This is a genomic window from Sorangium sp. So ce119 (genome assembly GCF_051524405.1).
Taxonomy (GTDB): domain Bacteria; phylum Myxococcota_A; class Polyangia; order Polyangiales; family Polyangiaceae; genus Sorangium; species Sorangium cellulosum_G.
In genome coordinates this window covers 349,475-374,159 of record NZ_CP150310.1, presented here as the reverse complement: position 1 = coordinate 374,159, position 24,685 = coordinate 349,475, and the positions used below count along the sequence as shown (strand labels likewise).

Annotated in this window: 17 protein-coding genes; 12 read left to right on the top strand and 5 right to left on the bottom strand. The window is 73.0% G+C overall.

Translation table 11 applies throughout. The features are described from left to right. Window positions 1-37 precede the first annotated feature (37 nt). The 3 genes from WME76_RS01490 to WME76_RS01480 all read left to right on the top strand — a co-directional run bounded on the left by WME76_RS01490 (window position 38) and on the right by WME76_RS01480 (window position 5,128). Window positions 38-1,198, top strand: coding sequence for a radical SAM protein (locus tag WME76_RS01490; RefSeq protein ID WP_437958445.1), 1,161 nt, complete (start codon window positions 38-40; stop codon window positions 1,196-1,198). A gap of 300 nt (window positions 1,199-1,498) precedes the next feature. Next, on the top strand, window positions 1,499-2,122 hold the full coding sequence (locus WME76_RS01485; protein WP_437958444.1) for an L-2-amino-thiazoline-4-carboxylic acid hydrolase: 624 nt from the start codon (window positions 1,499-1,501) through the stop codon (window positions 2,120-2,122). Window positions 2,123-2,290: 168 nt separating this feature from the next. Then, window positions 2,291-5,128 carry a beta-propeller fold lactonase family protein gene (locus tag WME76_RS01480; protein ID WP_437958443.1) on the top strand — a complete coding sequence of 946 codons (2,838 nt, stop codon included), beginning with the start codon at window positions 2,291-2,293 and terminating at the stop codon, window positions 5,126-5,128. Window positions 5,129-5,233: 105 nt separating this feature from the next. On the opposite strand, the gene WME76_RS01475 is transcribed toward WME76_RS01480, so the two are convergent. Further along, window positions 5,234-6,196 (bottom strand): S1 family peptidase, encoded by a 963-nt coding sequence (locus WME76_RS01475; RefSeq protein WP_437958442.1) that lies wholly within the window; start codon window positions 6,194-6,196, stop codon window positions 5,234-5,236. A 294-nt stretch (window positions 6,197-6,490) separates the two neighbouring features. After that, the gene (gene ribD, locus WME76_RS01470) at window positions 6,491-6,967 is read right to left on the bottom strand and encodes a bifunctional diaminohydroxyphosphoribosylaminopyrimidine deaminase/5-amino-6-(5-phosphoribosylamino)uracil reductase RibD (protein ID WP_437958441.1); all 477 of its coding nucleotides are present in this window, start codon (window positions 6,965-6,967) and stop codon (window positions 6,491-6,493) included. A gap of 279 nt (window positions 6,968-7,246) precedes the next feature. Here ribD and WME76_RS01465 point away from each other — a divergent pair, with 279 nt between their 5' ends. Further along, the gene (locus tag WME76_RS01465) at window positions 7,247-10,786 is read left to right on the top strand and encodes a PD-(D/E)XK nuclease family protein (protein WP_437958440.1); all 3,540 of its coding nucleotides are present in this window, start codon (window positions 7,247-7,249) and stop codon (window positions 10,784-10,786) included. A 73-nt stretch (window positions 10,787-10,859) separates the two neighbouring features. Here WME76_RS01465 and WME76_RS01460 read toward each other — a convergent pair whose 3' ends face one another. Next, window positions 10,860-11,303, bottom strand: coding sequence for a GFA family protein (locus WME76_RS01460; RefSeq protein ID WP_061612443.1), 444 nt, complete (start codon window positions 11,301-11,303; stop codon window positions 10,860-10,862). 68 nt (window positions 11,304-11,371) lie between these two features. Here WME76_RS01460 and WME76_RS01455 point away from each other — a divergent pair, with 68 nt between their 5' ends. From WME76_RS01455 to WME76_RS01440, 4 genes are all read left to right on the top strand, one after another. Next, window positions 11,372-12,556 carry an ABC transporter permease gene (locus WME76_RS01455; RefSeq protein WP_437958439.1) on the top strand — a complete coding sequence of 395 codons (1,185 nt, stop codon included), beginning with the start codon at window positions 11,372-11,374 and terminating at the stop codon, window positions 12,554-12,556. A 257-nt stretch (window positions 12,557-12,813) separates the two neighbouring features. Next, entirely contained in the window at window positions 12,814-13,188 is a 375-nt protein-coding gene (locus tag WME76_RS01450; RefSeq protein WP_437958438.1) for a BlaI/MecI/CopY family transcriptional regulator, read from the top strand. A gap of 2 nt (window positions 13,189-13,190) precedes the next feature. Continuing rightward, on the top strand, window positions 13,191-14,618 hold the full coding sequence (locus WME76_RS01445) for a M56 family metallopeptidase (protein ID WP_437958437.1): 1,428 nt from the start codon (window positions 13,191-13,193) through the stop codon (window positions 14,616-14,618). 53 nt (window positions 14,619-14,671) lie between these two features. Then, a complete protein-coding gene (locus WME76_RS01440) occupies window positions 14,672-15,742 on the top strand; it encodes a hypothetical protein (protein ID WP_437958436.1) in 1,071 nt (356 codons plus the stop codon). Between the two features lie 70 nt (window positions 15,743-15,812). Here WME76_RS01440 and WME76_RS01435 read toward each other — a convergent pair whose 3' ends face one another. After that, window positions 15,813-19,433 (bottom strand): GAF domain-containing protein, encoded by a 3,621-nt coding sequence (locus WME76_RS01435; RefSeq protein WP_437958435.1) that lies wholly within the window; start codon window positions 19,431-19,433, stop codon window positions 15,813-15,815. Window positions 19,434-19,659: 226 nt separating this feature from the next. Further along, entirely contained in the window at window positions 19,660-20,454 is a 795-nt protein-coding gene (locus WME76_RS01430) for a CPBP family intramembrane glutamic endopeptidase (RefSeq protein ID WP_437958434.1), read from the bottom strand. A 395-nt stretch (window positions 20,455-20,849) separates the two neighbouring features. Between WME76_RS01430 and WME76_RS01425 the strand changes: the two genes are divergently transcribed. The 4 genes from WME76_RS01425 (at window position 20,850) to WME76_RS01410 (ending at window position 24,674) form a co-directional block, all read left to right on the top strand. Beyond that, on the top strand, window positions 20,850-22,064 hold the full coding sequence (locus WME76_RS01425) for a DUF4142 domain-containing protein (RefSeq protein WP_437958433.1): 1,215 nt from the start codon (window positions 20,850-20,852) through the stop codon (window positions 22,062-22,064). Window positions 22,065-22,326: 262 nt separating this feature from the next. Beyond that, complete coding sequence (locus tag WME76_RS01420; protein ID WP_437958432.1) at window positions 22,327-22,794, top strand: hypothetical protein; 468 nt, start codon at window positions 22,327-22,329, stop codon at window positions 22,792-22,794. 48 nt (window positions 22,795-22,842) lie between these two features. Beyond that, the gene (locus WME76_RS01415; protein ID WP_437958431.1) at window positions 22,843-23,559 is read left to right on the top strand and encodes an SDR family NAD(P)-dependent oxidoreductase; all 717 of its coding nucleotides are present in this window, start codon (window positions 22,843-22,845) and stop codon (window positions 23,557-23,559) included. 146 nt (window positions 23,560-23,705) lie between these two features. After that, entirely contained in the window at window positions 23,706-24,674 is a 969-nt protein-coding gene (locus tag WME76_RS01410; RefSeq protein WP_437958430.1) for an MBL fold metallo-hydrolase, read from the top strand. The last annotated feature ends 11 nt before the right edge of the window (window positions 24,675-24,685 follow it).

Below are 24,685 nucleotides of genomic sequence, written 5' to 3'. Positions count from 1 at the left end.
GTCTTTCGCGGCGCCGATGCGACGATGGGCGCCTTCCATGGAGACGAACGGCGGCAGCGCGCCGCAAGCATCCCTCGACGATCCGCTGGAGCCGGGCGCCCGGCCGCACGTCCGCCTCGAGGACCTCGTGCGGGCGGGCGAGCCGCTCACGGCGAAGCTCGCCCGCCGCACCGTGCCCGGCGCGCTCTACGAGCGAGGGCCGGAGGAGGGGTATCTCCGGTGCACCGCGTGCGCGCACCGCTGCGTCCTCTCGCCCGGGCGCGCGGGCGCGTGCGGGATCCGCTTCGAGCAGGACGGCGAGCTCCGCGTCCCGTTCGGGTACGTGGCGCGCCATTACGTGCGATCGGTCGAGACGAATACGATCTTCCACGTGCGCCCCGGCGCTCGGTCGCTCACGTTCGGGATGTTCGGCTGCGATCTGCGCTGTCCTTATTGCCAGAACTGGAAGGTCTCGCAGGCCCTGCGCGAGCCCGGGAGCGACGGTGAGCCGATCGACATCAGCGCCGCGGACCTGGTCGAGGTGGCCGTCCAGGCGGGCTGCGAGGTGCTCGCGAGCGCCTACAACGAGCCGATGATCACGGCCGAGTGGGCGCGCGCGGTCTTCACCGAGGCGCGGCGGAGGGGGCTCGTCACGGCGCTGATCTCGGACGGCAACACCACGCCCGAGGCGCTCGAGTACATGCGCCCGGTCGCGGACGTGTTCCGCGTCGACCTGAAGGGGTGGAGCGCCGACCAGTACCGGACCCTCGGCGGCCGCGTGGAGCCCGTCCTCGCCGCGATCGGCGAGGCCCGGCGCCTCGGCTACTGGGTCGAGGTCGTGACGCTGGTCGTCCCCGGCTTCAACGACAAGCCGGACGGCCTCCGCGCCCTCGGCGCCGAGATCGCCCGGGTCGACCCGGACATCCCCTGGCACCTCAACGCCTTCTACCCGCGTTACAAGATGCGCGACCTCGCGACGACCGACCCGGCGTTCCTCGTGGACGTCGCCGGCGTCGCCTATGCCCGCGGCATGAAATACGTCTACGTCAGCAACGTGGCCGACCGGGTGCGCGAGCTCTCGCATACCCGCTGCCCGGCTTGCTACGAGGTCGTGGTGCGGCGGTTCAACTACGAGACGCAGGAGGTCCTCCTCTCCAGCGGTGCGTGCCCCTCGTGCGGGACGCGCGTACCCGGCCTGTGGGGACCATCCGCCGCATAGCGTTATCCGGCCGAGCGGCCCTCACCTGTTGAGTGCGCGCGCCCCGCGCCGCCCAGGACGTGTTTCCGCGAAGCATCTGCCTCGTTTCCACGAGACGTGCGCGGGCCACTCCGGCGGGCGGACTGGCCGGCTGGACGGATGCCCGACTGGCAGCTCGCCGACAACGTCAACTGGCCTGCTGGCCGGCCACTGCAACTGGCTTGCTGGCCGGCCAGGCCGGCCACTTCAACCTGCCATTGGCGCGGCGAAAATTCGAACATGGATGCTCGCCCCGGAGCCGCATGTGGTAATTTGGGGGGCATGTCGCCGTCGGAACGTCTTGCTCAGGTTCTCACGGAAGGCCGGTTCGTCGCGATTCGCGAGCTCGGCGAAGAGAGCGCGGCCGAGCTCCACACGCACGCCAAGGAGAGGTATCTCGCGCTCGAGGAGACGATACCCCGGTTCCGGAGCAGCATGAATCGCAAGCTCTTCGAGCTCGGCCCGCCCGCGCTGGCGATCTACCTGGCGCTCCACCACGACCTCGGCGTGGACCGGGGGCCGGCGCTGCGCATGACCGAGGACATGCTGCTCGCGTTTCACCGCAAGCAGCGGAGCCGGAACCCGCTCCTCGGCGCCGCCAGGGACATCATGCTCCGGTTGAGTCCCGCGCGGAGCCTGCTCCTGAAGAGCATGCTCACGCGCGAGCCGGGCGGCCTCCGCTTCGACAGGGCCAGCGACGCCGGCGCCCTCCTCGACGTCGACGTGCGCGCGTGCCCGCTCGTGGCGTTCGCGCGGCGACACGGCGCGCCGGAGGTCGTCCCGATGATCTGCCGGCTCGACGACCTCCAGGCGCAGGAGCTCCGCGGCGTCGAGCTCCAGCGCGCGGGCGCCCTCGGCATGGGCGCCGAGCGGCGCGACTTCCGCTACGTGACGGCGAAGAAGTAAGCCTCGCGCCGGAAGGCCGGCGGCGCGTCCGCGGGACGGCGCGGCGACGTGGTCGGCTCCTCGACATGGGCGCTGATTCGACGATCGAAGAGAGCGTGATCGTGTTAATTGGTCGATCATCGGCCGATCCCCGGCGCGCTCCCTGACATCGCACCTCGACGAGGCCCCATGAAATCACCGTTCGCGCAGCGGAGGGTTGCCGCAGGACTCCTGTTCGCCGCGGCGTCCGCTGCTGTCCTCGCGGCCAGCGCCCCGGCGCTGGCCGACCCTTCTTACACGCTCTTCGAGAGCGGGCAGGTGCGCCCGCTCGCGCTCTCTCCCAGCGGGAACCTGCTGTTCGCGCTCAACACGCCGGATGGCCGCCTCGAGGTCTTCCGCGTCCGCGACGGCGCGCTCGTCCACCGGGGCTCGATCCCGGTCGGGCTCGAGCCGGTCGCCGTGGCGGCGCGGAGCGAGACCGAGGTGTGGGTCGTCAACCACCTGTCCGACAGCGTGAGCGTCGTCCGCGTCTCGGCGGGCGGATCCGGCGGCCACGTGGAGCGCACGCTGCTCGTCGGCGACGAGCCGCGAGACATCGTGTTCGCGGGCCCCGGGCGGCGCCGCGCCTTCATCACGGCCGCGCACCGCGGCCAGAACAACCCGAACGATCCGCAGCTCACCACGCCGGGCGTGGGCCGGGCCGACGTCTGGGTGTTCGACGCGAACCACCTGGGCGCGACGCTCGGCGGCGCCCCGCCCACGATCCTCACCCTCTTCACGGACACGCCGCGCGCGCTCGCCGCCACGCCCGACGGCACCCGCGTTTACGCCGCCGGCTTCCACTCCGGCAACCAGACCACCGTCGTGACCGAGCTGCTCGTGCCCGACGGCGGCGAGGCGAACGGCGGCTCGCCGGGCCCGACCACCAACGCGAGCGGCGATCCGGCGCCCGAGGTCAGCCTCATCGTCAAGTTCGACGGCGCGCACTGGGTCGACGAGCTCGGCCGGTGGTGGGACAGCCAGGTGAAGCTCTCGCTGCCCGACAGGGACGTGTTCGCCATCGACGCGATGGCCAGCCCGCCCAGGCCCGTCGCCGGGCCGTCAGGCCACTTCACCGGCGTCGGGACGATCCTCTTCAACATGGTCGTCAACCCGGTGAACGGGAAGGTCTACGTCTCCAACACCGACGCGCGGAACGAGCGGCGTTTCGAGGGCCCCGGCCTCTTCGCCGGGCAGAGCCTGCGGGGCCACCTGCACGAGAGCCGCGTGACGGTGCTCGGCGCGGGCAACGCGGCGCCGCGCGTCGCCCCGCGGCACCTCAACAAGCACATCGATTACGCGACCTGCTGCGCCCCGACGCCGAACGCGGAGAGCGAGGCCAGCCTGGCCCAGCCGGTCGACATGGCGGTGACGAGCGACGGCGCGACGCTCTATGTCGCCGCGCTCGGCTCGAGCAAGGTCGGCGTGTTCAGCACGGCCGCGCTCGAGGACGACACGTTCGTCCCCGACGCGGCCGACCACATCGAGGTGAGCGGCGGCGGCCCGTCGGGGCTCGCGCTCGACGAGGCGCGAGGCCAGCTCTTCGTGCTGACCCGCTTCGACAACGCGATCTCGATCATCGACACAGCGACCGGGGTCGAGGCGGCGCATATCCCGATGTACAACCCCGAACCGCCGAGCGTCACGGCCGGGCGGCGCTTCCTCTACGACGCGCGGTCGAGCTCGGCGCACGGCGACTCGTCGTGCGCGAGCTGCCATATCTTCGGCGACTTCGACAGCCTCGGGTGGGACCTCGGCAATCCGGACGCGGAGGTCCTGAACAACCCGGGCCCGTTCGTCGGCCCGCTGCTCAACCTGTTCACGCAGCAGCCGATGGCGCAGGAGTTCCACCCGATGAAGGGGCCGACCACGACCCAGAGCCTGCGGGGCATGGCGAACCACGGCCCCATGCACTGGCGCGGCGACCGCACCGGCGGCAATGACGCGCCGACCGCGCAGCCGGACAGCGGCTCGCTCGATGAGCGCGCCGGCTTCATGAAGTTCCAGGACGGCTTCACCGACCTCCTCGGCCGGAGCAGCCATATTCCCCCCGCCGACATGGAGGCGTTCGCGAACTTCATCCTCCAGGTGACCTATCCGCCCAACCCGATCCGCAGCCTGGACAGCTCGCTCACGCCGGATCAGCAGGCCGGGCGCGACACCTTCTTCAACAGCAACCTGGACGGGACGGCCATCTGCAACGGGTGCCACGTCCTCGACCCGGACAGCAACCCTGGCACCGACAGGCCCGGCTTCTTCGGCACGGACGGCAACATGACGTTCGACTTCCAGCCGCAGCTCATCAAGACGCCGCACCTGCGCAACATGTACCAGAAGGTCGGGATGTTCGGGATGGCCGCCCCGATGTTCGGCATCCTGCCGGGCGACAACGATCACAAGGGAGATCAGGTGCGCGGGTTCGGCTTCCTGCACGACGGGAGCTTCGACACGCTGTTCCGGTTCTTCCGCGGGATGGGCTTCTCGCCGTTCACCGGCTTCACCAACCAGTTCGGCACGTTCCCCGACAACCCGGACGGCCTCCCGGACTCGCCGGCGGGCGACCTTGTCCGCCGCCAGCTCGAGGCGTTCGTCCTCGCCTTCGACTCGAACGTCGCGCCGATCGTCGGCCAGCAGGTGACGCTGCGCTCGGGGAGCCAGGCCGTCGCGGGCCCGCGCGTCGATCTGCTGATCGCCCGGGCCGAGGCGGGCGAGTGCGACCTGGTCGCCAAGAGCCACCTGGGCACTCGGGAGCTCGGCTTCCTCTACACCGGAGGAGGGCACTTCGCCGTCGACCGGACGGCGATCCCGCCCGTCTCCGACGCGCTCCTCCGCCAGGCCGCCGTCACGAGGGGGCGCGCGCTGACCTACACGTGCGCGCCGCCCGGCTCGGGCTACCGCGTCGGCGTCGATCGCGACGAGGACGGCTTCCTCGACGGCGACGAGCGGGCCGCCGGCAGCGACCCGGCGGACCCCTCCGACACGCCCTGATCTCCGTGGCGCGAGCAGCCCCGCTGGGCCGCGCCCGCGGGCCGTCTCCGCGCCGTCATCACCTCTCCTTCGCCCTTCCACCCGCCCTTCACCCTCACCCCTCCTTCACCACCCCGACCACCACTCCGGCGCGTCGTCGAGCGCGCAGTCCGGGTCGGCCGGCTGCACGCAGGCCAGCGCGCACACGCCGTCTGCGGCGCAGTGGTGCTCGGCGCAATCGGGGTCGACGACGTCGGGGCCGGCATCGCACGACGCCTCGCAGAGGCCATCCGCGCGGCACGGGTTGTCCGCCTCGAACTCGTCGATGGTGGGCTGGATGAACCGGGCGAGCTGGTAGTGATCCGTGCGCGCCTGCACCCCGTCGAGCGTGCAGGGGTCGTCGCCGAACGAGGTCACGCCGGCGTGGCGCTCGACGCCCCACCGCACGAGGAACGCCGGACCTCCGGAGTCGCCGGCGCACGTGTTCATGGCCGGGACCTGGTAATAGAACTGGGTCTCGGTGATCGTCCCCGGCGTGCCGCCCACCTGGGCGGGCCCGACCGCCAGGATGGGAAACGTCGCGACGCGGCGCGTGCCGAACCCCGTCCCAGCGACGCCGTCGGAGACACCGTAACCGACGAAGGTGTAGTCCGGCCCGACGTACCAGCCGTTGTTCTCCATCGACTCGCGCAGGAGCGGCGCGGGCTGCACGGGCGCGTCGCTCTCCAGCTTGAGGAGGGTGATGTCGTTCTCGAGGGTGCCCGGGTCAAACCCGGGGTGCCGCCTCGACTCCTCGACCCGCACGCTCGCCGAGCGCCGCCCGAGGCTCGTGCCGAAGAAAACCCGCGTGGCCGCGCCGTGGCAGTGCCCCGCCGTGATCACGGTGCGCCGCGAGATGACCGTCCCGGTGCAGTACGCCCGGACCCGGTTGCCCACGCCCACGACATAGGCGTGCGCTGTATCCACGGCGCCGCCGACGATGCGCTGTCGGGACGTGAGCACGGGCTGCTCGCCGTCGTCCCCGGCCACCGTATCCGCGCAGCCGGGCGCGCCGAGGCAGAGGAGTGCGATCAGGAGAGCATTCTTCATACTGCCACCTTTCCGTCTAGAAATGATGTCTAGAGCGGCCATTGCGTGAGGGTGCGCACACCATTGCGCCACTCGGGTCCTCCGCAGGGCGGAGGGCATATCAAGCGTGGTGCCAGCGCCCTGCTCGGCGAGACCGCGAGTCGGCTCCGGCGCGCAGCGGGGGTCCTGGAAGGGCGCGCGAGCGGGAGTCCTGGAATCGGGCGCGAGCGGGGTGGATCTCGCCGGTTCGCAGGGAAGCCCGCCGGGACGGCGGGGACGTTCACGAGGAGCGCGGGCGCGGCGCTCGCGGGGGTGTCAGGACGTCGGCGTCGCTCGCTCGACCAGGGCGCTGCGCTCGGCCATGGTCGCGATGTAGACGCGGTTGAGCTCGCGGCACGCGAGCTCGCGGACGCCGATCGCGACCTCGATCCCGGCGCTCTGGAGCAGGGCGACGCCCCTGCCGGAGACGAGGGGGTTCGGGTCGATCATCCCGATCACGACGCGACGGACGCCGGAGCGGAGGAGCGCGTCGGTGCAGGGCGGCGTGCGGCCGTGGTGGCAGCACGGCTCGAGGTTGACGTAGAGCGTGGCCCCCTCGGCGCGGCCGGCGAGCTTTCGGAGCGCGTCGACCTCGGCGTGGGCCAGCCCGGCTCGCTCGTGGAACCCCTCGGCGAGGAGCTCGTCGCCGCGCACGATGACCGAGCCGACCATCGGGTTCGGCGCGGTGCGCCCGGCGGCGAGCGCCGCGAGCTCCAGGCAGCGCTCCATCCAGCGAAGGTCGACGTCGGTCATGCCGGCCTCGGGCCGCGGCGGTCCAGGTAGGGGCGGCTGGCCTGTCTCGCCGCAACGTCGCACAGCATGCCGCGCCAGTATAGCGGAGGACGGTCGGGAGGCAGCGACCGAGCGGCGCAGCACCCGCTCGCCAGCGAGGCGCCTCGCCGCTCCGCGCCGCGGCGGGTTTCCTCCACCTCCGTTCTGCTTCACACTTCGCCGACCTGTACCGCCGTGCAGCGGTCCGCGCGGCCGTTGCCGCATCCTCCCCGGCCCTGCGCCGCGATCCCCAGCGACCTCGTGTCCCACGCCCTCATCACCTCCCCCAGCGCCGCCGCCCGCCTCGATCGGGCCGTGGGCTGGCTGCGCCGCCGGCGCCCCGCCGATCGCGTGCTCCTCGTCGGCGCCTCGGTCGAGGCCGTGAGCGAGCTCGCCCGCTCGTCGATCCGCGGCTACCGCGCCACCTTCGGCTGGCACCGGCTCACCCTGGGGCGCCTCGCGGCCGCGCTCGCGATGCCGGCGCTCGCCGCGCGCGGCCTCGTCCCGGCCAGCGCGCTCGCGATCGAGGCCCTGTGCGCGCGCGCGATCGACGGGCTCGCCCAGGACGGGCTGCTCGGGCGCTTCGCCCGCGTCGCGGATCGGCCCGGGCTGCCGCGCGCCGTGGCGCGGACGCTCGACGAGGCGCGGCTCGCCGGCGTCGCGCCGGACGCGCTCGCGCCGGCCGACCTCGACCGCATCGCCCGCGCCTTCGACGCCGCCCTGGACGAGGCGGGCCTCGCCGATCGCGCGCTCGTCCTGCGCCTCGCGGCCGAGCGCGCCCGCGCCGACGACGGCGGGGACCCGCGCGCGAGGCACCCGCTGCTCGGGCTGCCGATGCTCCTGCTCGACGTGCCGGTGCGGTTCGCGCTGGAGCGCGAGCTCCTCGAGGCCGTGGCCGCGCGCTCGCCCGACGCGCTCGCCACGGTGCCCGCGGGCGACGCCGCGTCGCTGCGCCACCTCGAGGCGGCGCTCCGGTCGCCGCCGCGCCGCGTCTCGCTGACCGCGGTCTCGGCCGCGCACGACGGCGCCGGCGCGGGCGACGGCGGCGACGACGGCGACGGCGCGGACGGCGCGGGCCACGAGCCGCCGGGCGCGCCCAGCACCTCGCTGGCGCGCCTGCAGGAGCACCTGTTCGACCCGCTCACCGACGACGCCCCCGGGCTCGGCGACGAGGTCGAGATCCTCTCCGCGCCCGGAGAGAGCCGCGAGTGCGTGGAGATCGCGCGCATCGCGCTGCGCGAGGCCGGCGCCGGCGTGCCGTTCGAGCGGATGGCGATCCTCCTGCGCGCGCCCGATCAGTACCGCGCGCACCTCGTCGAGGCGCTGCGCCGGGCCGGGATCCCCGCGTATTTCGCGCAGGGCTCGGTCCAGCCCGATCCTGCGGGGCGCGCGCTCCTCGCGCTGCTCGCGTGCGCGGCCGAGCACCTCTCGGCGTCGCGCTTCGCCGAGTACCTCTCGCTCGGGCAGGTGCCCGACCCGACCCCCGCGGGCGAGCCGCCGCCGGCCGCGTCCGAGGCCGACCGATGGGTGCCGCCGGACGACGAGCTCTTCCCCGAGCTGCTGCGCGGCGGGCTCGACGACGGGGCGCCGGCGGACGACGACGAGGCGCCGGCGGACGGCGGCGCGCCCTCCTCGGCGGGCGCGCTGTCCACCCCTGCGGGCGCGCTGTCCACCCCTGCGGGCGCGCTGTCCACCCCTGCGGGGGCGCTGTCCACCCCTGCGGGGGCGCTGTCCACCCCTGCGGGGGCGCCGGCTTCGCCGGGCGCAGACCCCGACGCGCCGGTGCAGGACGGCACCCTGCGCGCCCCGCGGCGCTGGGAGCGGATCCTCGTCGACGCGGCGGTGATCGGCGGGCTCGATCGGTGGAAGGCGCGGCTCTCGGGGTTCGAGCGGGAGCTCCGGCTCGAGCTCGCGCGCGTGTCCGAGGAGCGCGACACCGCGCGCGTCTCGCGGACGCTCGCGGACCTCGCGGCGCTCCGCGACTTCGCGCTGCCGCTGCTCGCCGCGCTGCCGAGCCCGGGCGAGCGCATGACCTGGGGCGCGTGGCGCGACCGGCTCTCCGCGCTCGCGACGCGCGCGCTCCGGCGGCCCGAGCGGGTGCTCGCCGTGCTCGCGGAGCTCGCGCCGATGGCCGACGTCGGCCCGGTGGACCTCGGCGAGGTGCGCCTCTGCCTCGCGCACCGCCTCACCGATCTCGTGCTGCCCCCGGCCGCCCGCCGCGACGGGCGCCTGTTCGTGGCGCCCATCGAGGCCGCCCGCGGGCGCTCGTTCGACGTGGTCTTCGTGCCCGGCCTCGCCGAGCGGATCTTCCCGCAGAAGGTCACCGAGGATCCGATCCTCCGCGACGCGCTCCGCCGGGCGATCGCCGGGGGCGCCTCGGGCCTCGACACGAGCGACGACCGCGTGGCGCGCGAGCGCCTCGCGCTCCGGCTCGCGGTCGGCGCGGCCCGGCGCAAGCTCGTCGTGTCGTACCCGCGCGTCGACATGGACCAGTCGCGGCCGCGGGTGCCGTCGTTCTACGGGCTCGAGCTCCTGCGCGCCGCCGAGGGCCGGCTGCCCGGCTTCGGCGAGCTCGAGCGCCGCGCCGAGCAGGGCGGCGCCGCGCGCATCGGCTGGCCCGCGCCCGCGCGGCCCGAGGACGCCATCGACGCGGCCGAGCACGACCTCGCGCTCCTGGAGACGCTCTTCAGCCTGCCGGAGGAGCAGACCATCGGCACAGCGCGCTACCTGCTCGGCGCGAACCCGCACCTGGCGCGGGCGCTCCGCTTCCGGGCGCGGCGCTGGATCCCGGCCTGGACGAGCGCCGACGGGCTGTACAAGCCGGTCGCGGAGGCGCGCGAGGCGCTCGCGAAGCACGCCTTCGGGCGCCGCTCGTTCTCGCCGACGGCGCTCCAGCACTTCGCCGCGTGCCCCTACCGGTTCTTCCTCTACGCCGTGCACAAGCTCGCGCCGCGCCCGGCCCCGGAGGCGATCGAGGAGCTCGACCCGCTCCAGCGCGGCCGGCTCGTGCACGACGTGCTCTACGAGGTGCTCGTCGCCCTGCGCGACGCGGGCAAGCTGCCGGTGAGCGCGCCTTCGCTCGACGAGGCGCGGGCCGAGCTCGACCGTACGCTCGACCGCGTGGCCGCGCGCTACGCGGACGAGCTCGCGCCGGCGATCCAGCGCGTGTGGGACGACGGCATCGCGTCGGTGCGGGCCGATCTCCGGGAGTGGCTGCGGCGCTCCGCGGAGGACCGCGACTGGGAGCCGATCCACTTCGAGATGTCGTTCGGGCTGCCGCGCCGCCTCGCGGCCCGCGACCCGGGGAGCTCGGACGAGCCGGTGGAGCTCGACTGCGGCGTGCGGCTCCGCGGGTCGATCGACCTGGTCGAGCGGAGCGTGTGGGGCGCGATGCGCGCGACCGACTACAAGACGGGCAAGGCCCGGGCGCCGCGCGACGCGGTCGTGAGCGGCGGCGGGACGCTCCAGCCGGTGCTCTACGCGCTCGCGCTGGAGAAGCTGATGCCCCCCGGGACGCAGGTCGAGTCGGGGCGGCTCTATTACTGCACCTCCGCCGGCGGGTTCACGGAGGTGCCGATCTACCTGGACGCGCGGGCGCGCGAGGCGGCCGCGCAGGTGTCGGGGATCATCGGCGACGCGATCGACAGGGCGGCGCTCCTGCCGATGCCCGCCGAGGGGGCGTGCGGGCAGTGCGATTACCGGCCGGTGTGCGGGCCCTACGAGGAGCTCAGGACCGGCAAGATCAAGCGGCGCGACATCGATCAACGGCGGCGGCTGGAGCAGCTCCGCAGGCTGGCGTGAGCGCGGGCGGCGCGCGCGCGGCGCGTCCAGGGGGACAGCCGGGCGCGGGCGCGGCGCGCGGCGAGGGTGCAAGTCACCCGGGATCGACCGGATTCGCTGGCGCCTTCGAGCCGGCGGTCACCCACGGCGGGTCTTCCACGTGCTGCGCCGTGCCCGCGAGGGCGGGCAGCCAGCGCTCGCGGCGCTTGATCCAGAGCTCGTAGGTCGGCGAGAGATCCGCGGGCGCCTCGTCCAGACACCCCAGCTTGATCTCGGCCTCACCCTCCTCTTCCCGCAGCGAGAACAGCCGTGATCCGCACGTCGGGCAGAAGCTGCGTCCTTCCCAGCACCTCGTCTCGCCCGTGAACTCGAAGCTCGCCCAGGGCCATATGGCGAACGCCAGGAAGACGCTGCCCGTCACCTTCCTGCAGTCCGTGCAGTGGCACAGCCCCACGCGGATCGGCTCACCACGAAGACGAAAGCGCACCGCGCCGCAGGAGCAGCCGCCGCTCCGGACGCGCTCGGATCCAGCTTCCATATCGCCTCCACGAAAAGGTCCGGGGCGCATCGTAGCCGGCGCTGCGCGCCCGTTCTATACACTCCCTCATGTACAGCAAGTTCGCTTTGCCCTGCGCCCTGATCGCGCTCGCGACGGCGGGCACCGGATGCAATCTCCTCTTCGGCATCGAGCCTGGCACCGAGGCGGCCACCTCCTCGTCCTCGACGACGGCGAGCACGGCGTCGGGCGGCGGAGGCTCGACCACGACGACGTCGGGCTCCGGCGGCCACGGCGGTGAGGGCGGCGCGGGCGGCGCGGGCGGCGGCCCCCCCTCGTGTGCCCCGTCGAGCTGCACCGCGGGACAGTGTCCGGTGACGCAGATGGCAGCAGGGCTCGGGTCCAACCCGAAGGGAATGGTCGTCACCCAGGACGCCGTGCTCATGGCGAACAACGAGGCCATCGTCTCCATCCCGAAGGATGGCGGGGCCGCGCGTACGCTCCCGGGCACCCTCGGATTCGGCAACACCGCCTGGGTCACCTACTCGGGCGGGCAGCTCTCGTGGATCAACTGGAGCAACGGAGACGTGCTGGGGATCTCCATCGATCCGCCGAGCTCGAGCCCCATCCAGATCGCGGAGGTCCCCCGGCAGGAGGACGAAGAGATCGTCCCGGCCTTCGGCCGGATCGCCTCGTACGGCGACAGCGTCTACTGGGTGACCCAGACGCCCGCGGCCGTCTGGCGGGCCAGGGCCGATGGCAGCCAGCCGCTCGCCGAGCAGGTCGCCTCCGGCGGCAACCCCGTCGGCATCGCCGTCGACGCGACGCACGTCTACTGGGCGGAGTACTCCGAGCGCCAGATCCTGCGCAAGACGAAGGATCCGCTCGGCGAGACCGCCGAGGTCTTCGCGGAGACGAACGGACACCCGAGCGAGATCGTCCTCGCCAACGGCGTCTTGCACTGGGTGACCGACAACACTGGCGCGGTCCAGTCCAAGGCCACGGACGCGGCGCTCGATGCCCCGCCCTTCACCACCACGGTCGACGCTCAGGCCGTCTCGAAGTCGCTCGCGGTGGACGACGAGTTCATCTACTGGACCGTCTACGTGAACGGCGCCGGCCAGGGCGAGGTGCGGAGGGCGCGCATCGGCGAGGGAGACGCGACCACCCTCGCGACCGGGCAGCCGTACTTCTTCGAGATCGCCGTCGATTGCGGCTCCATCTACTGGAACGTCAACGACCTCGAGGCCGACGAGGAAGCGATGGTGCTCACGATGCCGAAGCCCTCGAACTGAGCGCAGCGACGGCGCGCCGCCGCGATCCGCGGTCCTGATAGGAGGACCGGAGCCCCGCGACGCTCCAACCGCGCTCGCCGCGCGACCCCCCGCGCGGACAAGCAACGCGCGCCGCGGCGCCTGCACGGCGCCACGCGTTTCCCGGGCAACCTACAGCTCTGACGGAAATGTACAGACTCTCGCGGAGGATCCCGCCGGAGCCCGCACGACTACATTTGTCGTTGACAGCCCGGCGCCCTTGAACGACATTTGTAGTCGTGGGAACGGGAACTCTGACGGATCTGCAGCTCGCGGTGATGAAGGCGCTCTGGGAGGGCGGTGAAGGCACCGTCAGCGACGTCCTCTCGGCGATGGCGAAGGACGGGAGGGCGCTCGCGCCCACGACGGTGGCGACCTTGCTGCAGCGGCTCAGCAAGCAGGGCTGGGTCGAGCATCGCCGGCGCGGCAGGCAGCTCGTGTACCGCGCGCTGGTGAGCCAGAAGGAGGCCGCCAGGGGGGTGCTCCATCGCGTGGTGTCTTCCTTCTTTGGCGGCAAGGTCTCCGCCGTCGCGGCGCAGCTCCTGGAGTCGGAGCAGCTCAGCCCTGAAGAGCTCGAGGAGATGCGGCGGCTGCTCGAGGAGAAAGGGGCCTGATCGTGGCGCTCCACCTGCTGATAGGGCCGGGCAGCGAGCCCGGCATGGCGTCCTCCTTTCTCGCGCTGCTGCTCACCTGCTCGCTCCACGCCGTTGTGTGGGCCGGGGCGGCGGCGCTGCTGGCTCGCCGGAAATCCCTCTCGTCCTCGACGCGCCATCTGCTCTGGAAGATGGCGCTGTTCGGCCCGCTCGCGACCACGTTGCTCGGCGCAACGGCGCCATGGGAGTCCGAGCACGCGCCCGGGGAGCCGTCGTACTTCCAGGCGATCTCCGTTCTGTCGTTCGGTGACGCTCCCGAGCCCACGGCTCCTGTCGCGGCGCCGCAAGGCGGGGCGTCGACCCGTGAGAGCGCTGGCGCCGAGGCACCGGCGTCCGGCACGCGGGCGAGCCTGTGGTGGACCTTGCTCACCGCGTGTGGAGCCGGGGCAGCAGCGCTGGGACCGCTGCGGTTCGCCGGCTCGGCGCTGCTGCTGTGGCGCAGCCTTCGCGGTCGCACAGAGGTGCACGACGCGCGGTTGCTCCAGCGCCTGGACCGGGTGCGCAGCCGGATCGGGCTGCGTCGGGTCGCGCTGACGGAGAGCGCCAGCGTGGGCAGCCCCCTGGTCATCGGAGCCTCCGAGGTGTGCATCCCGCTGGCGAAGCTCACCGCCCTCACCGACGCAGAGGTCGACGCCGTGTTCGCTCACGAGCTCGCCCATATCGAGCGCCGCGATGGGCTCTGGTTTCCTGTCGTCGGCCTCGTGCAGTCGCTCCTGTGGGTGCAGCCGGTCACCCGCTGGGTCTCGTCTCGCTTTCGTCAGACCGCCGAGCTGGCCTGCGACGATCGGGCCGTCGAGCTCACGGGCGATCCTCGGGGCCTGGCGCGCGCGCTGGTCCAGGTGGCCGCCGGCGCGCTGCTCACCCACCGGCGCGCGATGGTCCCGGCGATGGCACGCTCGACGAGCGCGCTCCTCCCGCGCGTGAAGCGCCTTGTGGACGCGGGGAGTCGAGCGGAGCTCCGGGCGAGCCCGCGGGGACGGCGGTGGGCGATCGCGGGCCTCGCGGCGTCCGGGATCGCGGCGGCTGGCCTGAGCGTCGAGGTGGCGCGAGCACGGCCGCCGCAGCCCGCAGCAGACGCGGGCGCGGCGATCGCGCGGAGCCCTGCGGCTGCGCCCGACGCGGCGGAGGCATCGCCCCCCGACGCAGCGGCGATGAGCGAGCAGGTGGCCGAGCTCGCGCGCCGTGAGCAAGAGCTCGAGAACCGGATCGAAGGGGCGCTGAGCCTGCCCGGCGCGCACCAGGAGGGCACACCGGCCTCGGTGCTGGTGCTCGAGCTGCGCCAGGAGCTGAGGCACGCGCGCGCCGCGAAGGCATGGACCGAGGAGCGCTTCGTCGACGCATGGGCAGCGTGGGAGAGGCGTCGGGACGCCTCCAGCAGCGCGCCTCGATAGCGCGCGTCGCCCGCAGGGCGACTCCACCCAGAACAGGAGCAGAGATGTCGTTCATGAACAGGGCAACGAGCGCGCGACACACCAGAGCGAACGGGGCGCCGGCCAGAGCGACCGCCCTGGCGGGCATCGGCGCGCTGTGCGCAGCCGCGATGCTCGGGCCGACGTCCGTGGGCTGCGCGCGCGCGGAGGTCGTCACGCTCGAGCGCCAGGGCGAGCCCCTGACGGTTCACAGGCCGGCGCTGTATCCAGAGACCATCGAGTACGACAGCACGCGCCACAGATTCCTGGTGGGCTCGTTCAGGGAGGGCGCGATCTACGCGGTGGACCGGGAGGGCGGCGTCTCGCTCGTCGTCGACGACAGGCGTCTCTGCTCGGTGCTCGGCATCGCCGTGGACATCGAGCGGGGCCGGCTCTGGGCGGTGAACTCCGACCTCGGCGCGAGCGTCAAGCCGTCCGCCGAGGGACCCAGGCACCTGGCCGCCGTTGGCCTCTACGACCTCGCGACGGGCGCGGCCCTCCACTACGTGGACCTCGCCCCCCTGTCCCCGGGCGATCACCTGCTGAACGGCATCGCCCTGGACTCGGCCGGCAACGCTTACGTCACCGACAGCTTTTCTCCCACCATCTACAAGGTCGATCCGCAGGGAAACGCGGCCGTGTTCCTGCAAGACGATCGATTCGCCGGTGAAGGGATCAACCTGAACGGGGTGGCCGTTCACCCCGATGGCTACTTGCTGGTCGTCAAGAAGAGCGATGGCAGCTTGTTCAAGGTGCCCCTCGCGAGCCCTTCTCGGCTCTCGCGGGTCGACATCGCCAGGACGTTTGTGGGCGGCGACGGGTTGATCCTGGTGGGGAAGAAGGACCTGGTGCTCATCGCGAACCAGGCAGCCGGCGTCGCGTCGAACGCCGCGTTCTCGTTGTCGAGCGAGGACGGCTGGGTCACCGCGGAGCTGCGCGCGGTTCAGCAGCTCGGCGACGTCTATCCGACGACCGGCGTGCTCCGGGACGGGAAGATCTACGTCATCTCGAGCAAGCTGAACGAGCTGCTCCAGTCCGCGCCAGAGGAGAAAGACCGGCTGCGGGAGCAGGCGACCATCCAGCAGATCGGAAGAGCTGCGCTCTGACACGGAAACCGGCGTCATGAGCGCTGGCGAGCCAGGCGCTCGCGGCGGCTCCCCGCGCCCCCCGGACGCCTCAAGCCGCCCCCTGCCCCCCTTCCCTCTTCGGCCACGTGAACCGGAACGTCGCGCCGCTCTTGCCGTCCGACTCCACCCACGCCCGCCCGCCGCGGCTCTCCACGATCTTGCGCACGATGGCGAGCCCGATCCCGGTGCTCTCCACCTTGTCCCGCGCCTGCAGCGTCTGGAACATCCCCCACACCTTCTCGTGGAACGCGGGCGCGATGCCAGGACCGTTGTCCGACACGGAGAACTCGACCCTGTCGCCCTCCTCTCGGGCGACGACGGACACCCGCGCGTCCTCGCGGCCCGCGTGCTTCAGCGCGTTCGTGATCAGGTTCATCAGCACCTGCTGGAGCGGCACCTTGTACGTCCGCAGGATGGCGGGCGGCACGTCGAGCGTGACCTGCGCAGGCGGCTTCGGCGCGAGGAGCTCGACAGCCTCCTTCGCGAGCCTCTCGATGTTCACGCTCTCCGGCTTCTCGCGGAACCTCGTCGCGCGCGAGTAGGCCAGGATCCCCTCGATCAGCCCCTCCATGCGCTGCACGCGCCCGCGCAGCAGCTCCATCTGGTGGCGCGTGTCGGCGGTGAGCTTGTCCGACAGGTCCTCCTCGATCCACTGGGCCAGGCTCGCGATGCCGCGGAGCGGCGCCTTCAGGTCGTGGCTCGTCACGTACGCGAACTGGTCGAGCTCGGCGTTGGTCCGCTCCAGCGCCCGGATGAGCACCTGCGCCTCCCGGAACAGCCGGGCGTTGTCCATCGCCACCGCGGCCTGCGCGGCGAGGCCTACCGCGATGCGCTCGGAGCGCTCGGTGAACACCCCCGGCTCCGGGTGGCCGAAGAACATGCCGCCGATGACCTTGCCGCTCCGGGAGACCACCGGAACGGCCATGTAGCTCGCGACCGGGAGGTGGCCTTCCGGCGTACCCTGGTACGGGGTGTTCTTGCCATAGCGCGGATCCCTGGTCACATCGTCGAGGCGAATCACGCCCTCGCCGCTGAACGTCGGCGCGAACACGGCCGTGTTCCGCGGCATCGGGAAGCGCGAGAACTCCTCTCTCGGCACCCCCGAGAGCGAATAGAGCATGTAACTGCCGCCCTGCGGGTCGTTCACGTTGTAGAAGAACGCGCCGAACGCCGCGCCGGAGAGCTTCGTCCCGGCGTCGGTGACCGACTGGACGAGCGCGTCGAGCTCGAGCTCCGCCGACAGCGCCTGCCCGACCTCGTGGAGCGTCTCGAGCACCTCGGCGTGCTCCCGCGTGAGCCGCTCGGCCTCGCGCTGCTGGCTGATATCGATGTTGCAGCCCACGTACTCGCGGACGCCGCCGTCCGTCGCGCGGACGGGCACCGCGCGCGCCGCGGTGACGGCGTACGTGCCGTTCCTGCGGCGGAGCCTGTACTCGGCCTCGTACATGGCCCCGCGCGCCACGGCGTCCGCCCAGGCCCGCATCACCGCCCCCCGGTCGTCGGGGTGGATCGCCTCCAGGAAGCCGCCGTTCAGGTACTCGGCCTCGGTCTGGCCGGTGAACTCGAGCCAGCTCGGCGAGCTCTCGACCACCTCTCCCCTGTCCGTGGCCGTCCACACGATGGCCGTGGTCGCCTGCACCAGCGTGCGCAGGCGCGCCTCGCTCGTGGCGAGCTCGATCGCGAGCTGCTCGACGTGGCGGCGCGCCTGCACCTGATCGGTCACCTCGAAGGCAAACGCCATCACGCCCTCGGTGCTGCCGTCGGGCGCGCGCATCGCCTGGTACACGAAGTTGAAGAACCGCTCCTCCTCCGGGCCGGCGGCGCCGCGCCGGAGGCGGAGGGGCACGGACGTGCCGACGTAGGGCTGCCCGCTCCGGTAGACCGCATCCAGGAGCTCGAAGATGCCCTGGCCCTGCAGCTCGGGCAGCGCCTCGCGGATGGGCCTGCCCATCACCTCGCGACCGCCGAGGATGTCCGCGTACGCCGGGTTCACCAGCTCGAAGACGTGCCCGGGGCCGCGCATGATGCAGATGCCGGCGGGCGCCTGGTTGAACAGGCCCGCGAGGCGCTCGCGCGACGCGTCGACCTGCTGGAACAGCCGCGCGTTGTCGATCAGCAGCGCCACGCGGTTCGCGAGCTCCTCGGCGAGCGCGACGTCCGCCTCGCTGAAGCGGCGGCCCGACTCCGCGTGGACGAGCGTCAGCGCGCCGATGGTCCGCTCGCGCCCCCGGAGCGGGACGACGACGTAGGACCTCAGCCCGAGCGACCGGATCAGGCGCAGGTGCTCGGGGTCCAGCGCGGCGGCCTCGAGGACCGCGTCCGGGATGTCCAGCACCCACTCGGGGCGGCCGGTGCGGATGACCGCGGGCACGCCCGTCGGGGCGTCGAGCCGGGGCGGCGACATCGCCCGCAGGCGCTCGGACAGCTCGAGCTTCGCCGGATCCATGTGGTGAACGGCCACGCGCTCGATGGTGTCGCCGTTCACCATGTCGACCGCGCACCAGTCCGCCAGCGTGGGGACCGCCAGGTGCGTCAGGTGCGCGAGCCGCGACGCGTAGTCGAGCGAGTTGGAGAGCACGGCGCCCGCCTCGCTCAGGAGGCGCAGCGTCGCCTGCTGCCGCGCGAGCTCGGCCGCGAGCGTCTCCGCGCGCGCCCGGGCGCTGCGCTCCTGCTCGAGCAGGCGCGCCCTGTCCAGCGCCGACGCGCACTGCGCCGCCACGCTGAGCAAGAACTCGCGATCTTCGGCGCTCCACGACCGCTCGCGCGCGAACGAGAACGAGATCCCGCCGAGCAGCGCGCCGTGGGCGACGATCGGCAGGACGGCGAGCGCCTGGATGTCGTCGCGCGCCGGCCTGAGCGCCGCGAGCTCCGGATACGCATCGTACAAGTCCCGCTTCGTCGCCACCCAGCACGGGCGGCGCTCCCGGAGCGCCTCGGAGAGCGGCAGTCGGGCGTCGAGGCGCACGGCCGCGTAACGGCTCGTGCGCTGCTCCTCCAGCCCGCTGTGGCCGACGAGCGTCGCGACCCCGGCCGCCTCGTCCGCCGTGTACATCATCGTCGTCGACGCCCCGATCACGCGGTGGATGTCGCGGACGACGGCGGTGGCCATCTCGTCGAGCGTCACCGCGCCGCTCAGCGCCGCGCTGACCGCGAGCAGCGCCTGCGTGAGCTGCGCGCTGCGATGGAGCTCCTCGACGCGCTTCTCGAGCTGCGCCGCGAGCTCCACGCGCTCCGCCTCGACCTGCTTGAGGTGCGAGATGTCGGCGAACACCGAGATCCCGCCCTCGATCTCGCCGTCGGGCCCGAGGATGGGCGCGGCGCTCCCGAGGACCATGGCGCGCGTCCCGTCGAAGCGCTGGATCGGGGTCTCCTCGCTCTCGATGACCTGCCGCTGGGCCATCGCGCGCGCCATCGCCCAGTCCGCGGCCTCGTACGGGCGGCCGTCGTCGTGGAAGGCGCGATAGAGCGTCCAGTCGCGCATCGACTCGGTCGAAGCGCTGCCGGCCCAGATGCGCTCCGCCGCCCGGTTGTGCAGGATGAGCTTCCCGGACGCGTCGCAGAGGATGACGCCGTGGGGGCTGTGCTCGAGCACGGCGTCGAGCCACCCGCGATCGCGGGAGGCGACGACGCGGAGCCGCTCGATCTCGCGCTTCAGGGCCTCGATATCCATCGCGTCAGCGCGGACCGGGGCCCGGCGCCGCGAGGCGGGCGATCGGGCGCGGGAGCTCCCATGAAGTGGTCTCGGCCAGAAGGTCGGAGCAGGGCCGAAGCGTCGCTCGTCCGGACATCGCGCGGAGCTTACGCTCATCGGCGGCGCAGCGAAAGGCGGCGCGGTGCGCCGCGCCGCGGCCTCGTCACGACGATCGCCGCGGTCGCGGCGGCCGCGACGGCGACGCTCAGGCAGCGCCCGCGGCGGTCGTGACAGCGGCGGCCGGCTCCCACGCCCGCATGCGCCGCGCCGCGATCGCGGCGGCCGCGACCGCGGCGATCGTCGTGACGAGGAGCGGCGCGGCGCCGTCGCCGGACAGGTGCGCGCGGGAGACGTTGTCGAGGTGGATGCCGAGGTGCGCCGCGATCGCCACCAGCAGGCTGCCGCCAGACCGGATGTGCAGCGCCGTCATCAGCACGCTGAGCGACGTGATGAACAGCGGGCCGAGCACCCACGACCACCACGGGACGCCCGGCAGGCACATCGTGGGGAGATGCCAGAGGGTCCACCCGGCGCCGACGAGGAGGCTGGCGAGGACGGGCCCGCGCGCCGGAAGGAGGCGCCGGAGCGCGTATCCGCGAAAGCCGAGCTCCTCGCCGAGCGGCGCGAGAAAGGCGATGCCGCGCTGCTCCGGGGTGACGGGGGCGTAGAGGAGCGTCGCGGGCGTGCTCCCGCCCGCGAGCGCCAGCAGCGCCAGGCCGGCGAGGTGCAGCATCGCCGGCATGCACAGCGCGAGCGGCGCCCAGGCCCAGCCGGCGGGGGCGCGGCGCGGCGAGAGAAGCCCCGAGAGCCCGCCGCGGCCGCCTTCCTTCCAGGCGCACACCGCCGCGGCCACCGAGGGTCCGATGGCGCCGAGCACGAGCGGCGCCGTCGCGACGTCGACCGGGATGGGCGCGCCCCACTGCTGCAGCACGAACGGGAGCTGACAGGGCCAGGTGATGGCGCAGGCGAGGACGAAGAACCGGGCGACGGAAGGGGGCATGGTCGATTGCGACAGCCGCGCTCGCGGGATGGTTCCCGCCGGCGTGACGCGGGCGCGACGAGCAGGTTCTCGGCGCCAGGACGGCTGTCCGGCTGTCCGAGCTCACGCGTGCCCGACCGATGGCGCCGCTCCCCGGGCAGGCGGGTGCGCGAGCAGGTCAATTGCGAGGGGGCGTCGCCGCGCCGGCCCCCGCGCGACGGCCAGGGTCGACGCTGCGCGCGACATCGATTCTCGCGCCGATCCCGGCCCGGCCGCGGGGCGCTCGGGGAAATGACGATGCAGGCTTCGGGCTCTACCTCGCTCACCATCCCCGAAGCGGGAACCCAGATGTTGGGGGCCCGATAACCGGCAGGTGAGCGCGACAGCGCGCCGATATCGAGCAAGGAGCAAGCAAGATGTTGCGCAATCGTTCAGGTCGCCTCGTGGCGATCATGTTCGCGGGGAGCCTTGTACTCGCGGGGGTTGGCGGGTGCATCGCCGGTGCGGATGAGGCCGAGACGGACCGCGAGGCGACGGCCGGCGGCGAGAGCGGCGGCCGTGACAACACGGGCGCCGACGGCCAGAGCGGCGGACGGAGAGGCGAAGATCGCCAGAGCCGCGCCGGCGGCAGGCAGAGCGGCGGCGAACAGGCCGGCAGGCAGGGCGGCCGGCAGGGCGGCGGGCAGGCCGGCTACCAGGGCGGCCGGCAGGGCGGCGGCGGACAGCGAGCGGGCGCGGAGCAAGCGTGCGGCGAGCAGGCCGGCTACCAGGGAGGCCACCAGGGCGGCCGTGGGCAGTCCGGCGGTCACAGCGCGATGCGGCAGGTGTCGGATCGGGAGCTCGCGACGCTGGTCTCGCTCATCAACCGGCAGGAGGTGAAGCTGTCGGAGATCGCGCTGGAGAAGGCCGAGTCCCCGGAGGTGCAGCGCTACGCCGAGGAGATGATCGACGAGCACTCTCGGGCCGAGCAGCACGGGGTCCGGCTGTCGAGGGGCGCCACCGCCAGCATCGAGGCCTGCCCGCAGTGCCAGCAGATCCAGGCCGACGCGATCGTGACCAGCGAGTCGCTGCAAGAGCAGGAAGGCGCAGAGTTCGACGTCGCGTTCATCTGGGCCCAGGTCTCCCTGCACCGCCGCGCCCTCGAGATCCTCGACCAGCCGATCACCGAGCAGACGAAGAGCGCGAGCCTCCGGTCCCACGTCATGAAGATGCGCTCGGACATCGAGCAGCACCTCAGAAAGGCGGAGCAGCTCTTCTGCACGCTGCTGCAGGCGCGACAGCAGCAATCCGGCCAGCAGCAGGGCGCCCAGCAGAAGAGCCCGCAACAGCAAGGCCCGCAGTCCGCCCAGCAGCAAGGCCCGCAGTCCGCCCAGCAGCAAGGCCCGCAGTCCGCCCAGCAGCAGCGCGGTCAGCAGCGAGGCGACCGGTTCCAGGGCCAGCAGCAGCGCGGTCAGCAGCAGGGCGCCCAGTTCCAGGGCCAGCAGCAGCGCGGCCAGCAGCAGGGCGCCCAGTTCGGCCCGCAGTCCGCCCAGCAGCAAGGCCCGCAGTCCGCCCAGCAGCAAGGCCCGCAGTCCGCCCAGCAGCAAGGCCCGCAGTCCGCCCAGCAGCAGCGCGGCCAGTCGCAAGGCTAGCAGTCCGCCCAGCAGGGCCCGCAGCGCCGAGCGCAGCGGCAAGGGCCACCGCAGAAGCCGCGGCAAGCGGCGCCGCGCCCTCGCCTACCGACGAGCGGATCATCGATCCGCGGCCGCCCTCCTCGCCCGCCACGCGCATGCGCCTCGACGTGGCGCTCGCGCGCGCTCGAGCTGTATCCTCGCCCGCATGCCGCTGACGCCTCCGTACGACCCCTCCCCGTCCTTCCCCGGCCGCGGCGGGGGTCGAGCGCGAGGAGCCCGCATGATCCCCCGCCGCCGCCTGCACCGCGCCGTCTTCGCCCTCGCCGCCCTCTACAACGCCTGCTGGGGCCTCTACGCGGCGCTCGACCCGCAATGGCTCTTTCGCTTCGCGGGCATGCCGCCCCTCAACCACCCTGCGATCTTCGCCTGTCTCGGGATGGTGGTCGGCGTCTACGCCATTCTTTATGCGGAGGTCGCGCGCGCCCCCGAGCGCGGCTTTCTCCTCGCGGCGGTCGGCCTGCTCGGCAAGGTCCTCGGGCCGATCGGCCTCGCGGCGCTGCTCCTGACCGGGGAGTGGCCGCCGCGCGCCGCCGTGCTCTGCTTGACGAACGATCTCGTCTGGTGGATCCCCTTCGGCCTGTATCTCCGCGACGCGTGGCCCTTCCATGTGCGTGCGTGGAGGGCTGCAGCGGGAGATGAGCGCTCGCCTGAGGTGCTGGTGAAGGCCGCGGGCCCCGGAGGAGGGTAACCTGCCGACGCTCGCCGGGCGCGAGGCCCGGCAGGAGGAGATCGATTCATGAGCTCGAACAGGGTAGCGGTCGTCGTCGGCGTCGGTCCCGGCCTCGGCGCCGCGGTGTCCAGGCGCTTCGCGCGCGAGGGGTTCTCCGTCGGGCTCGTCGCCCGCACGGCCGCCACGTGCGAGGCCGTGCAGCGGGAGATCGAGCAAGACGGGGGACGCGCCCTGAGCGCCCCCGCGGACGCCACCGACCCGGACTCGGTCGCGGCCGCCTTCGCGCAGGTCAAGGGATCGCTCGGCCCGGCGGAGGTGCTGATCTACAACGCCGGCGCCTTTCGCATGGCCGGCGCCCTGGAGCTCACGCCGCGGGAGCTCGAGGACGCCTGGAAGATCAACTGCCTCGGCGGCTTCGTCGCCGCGCAGGCCGCGCTGCCCGACATGCTCGAGCGCGGCCGGGGCACGCTCCTCTTCAGCGGCGCCACGGCCTCACTCCGCGGCGGCGCGCGCTTCGCGGCCCTGGCCGTGGGCAAGTTCGGCCTCCGCGCCCTCGCCCAGTCGCTCGCGCGCGAGCTCGGCCCGCGCGGCATCCACGTGGCCCACGTGATCATCGACGGGCTGATCGACACCCCGCGCGTGCGCGCCATGGATCCCGGGAGGGACGCCGCCACGATGCTCGCGCCGGACGCGCTCGCGGAGACCTACTACCAGCTCCACGCCCAGCCTCCGAGCGCCTGGACCCACGAGATCGACGTGCGCCCGTCGGTGGAGAGGTTCTGAGACGGCGCGCAGCGCCCTGATCGCCGCTGGCGCGCAGGAGCAAAACATTGGCTTCCAGGGGAAAGCGCGCCAGCGCCGGGCGCCGCATCTTCTCCCTCGTCTTCGGGGCCGAGCGCCCCGCAACGAAACCGAGAGAGGAGATCCCCATGTCGAAGCTCATCCACGCCGCCGCCGTCGCCTCGCTCGCGGCCCTCGCCGCCGCCTGCACCCCGGAAGAGACCGCAGAGCACCCCGCCGAGGCGCCGGCGAGGCTCGGCACCTTCACGTCGGACACCGCCGGGTTCGACACCCACTCGTTCTATTACGACACCGGGCGCGAGGTCGTCGTGTTCGACGCCCAGTTCACCGGGGCGCACGCGCGGAGCGCCATCGCGCAGATCCGCGGCGAGACGCAGAGCCCGATAACGTACGTGGTGATCACGCACCCGAACCCGGACAAGTTCAACGGCGCCTCCGAGTTCCAGAAGATCGGCGCGAAGGTCGTCGCGAGCCGCGCCACCGCGAGCGCGATCGGCGCGGTGCACGCCTACAAGAAGCCGTATTTCATCGGCGTGGGCATGTTCACCGAGGAGACCTATCCGCCGCAGGCCACCGTCGACGTGACGTTCGAGGGCGCGTACGACCTCCCGCTCGAGGCCGGCGCGGTCGAGCTGCGCGAGCTCGATCACGCCGGCGTGACGACCACGCAGACCGTCGCGATCGTCCCCTCGGCCGGGGCGCTCGTCGTCGGCGATCTCGTGCACCACAGGGCGCACGCGTGGCTCGAGGGCGGCCTCCGCGACGGCCAGCCCTCGCCGGACCTCGCCTCGTGGCGCGCGGCGCTCGACGAGCTCCTCGAGTTCGACGGGCTCACCGTTCACGGCGGCCGGGGCGCGGCTGCCCCGGTGCGCGCCGCCGTCGAGGAGCAGAAGGCCTATCTCACCGGGATGGAGGCCCTCGTCGAGCGCTACGTCGCGTCGCTCGGCGAGCGGAAGAGCGAGCTCGCGGGGCCCGAGGCCGCGAGCCACCACAAGAAGCTCGCGGAGCTCGCGAGCGCCGAGTTCCCCGACCACGAGCTCGCGTACCTCATCGAGTACGGCGTCTACGGCCTCGCGAACGCGGTCGCGAACAGGTAGCGGCCCCGGCG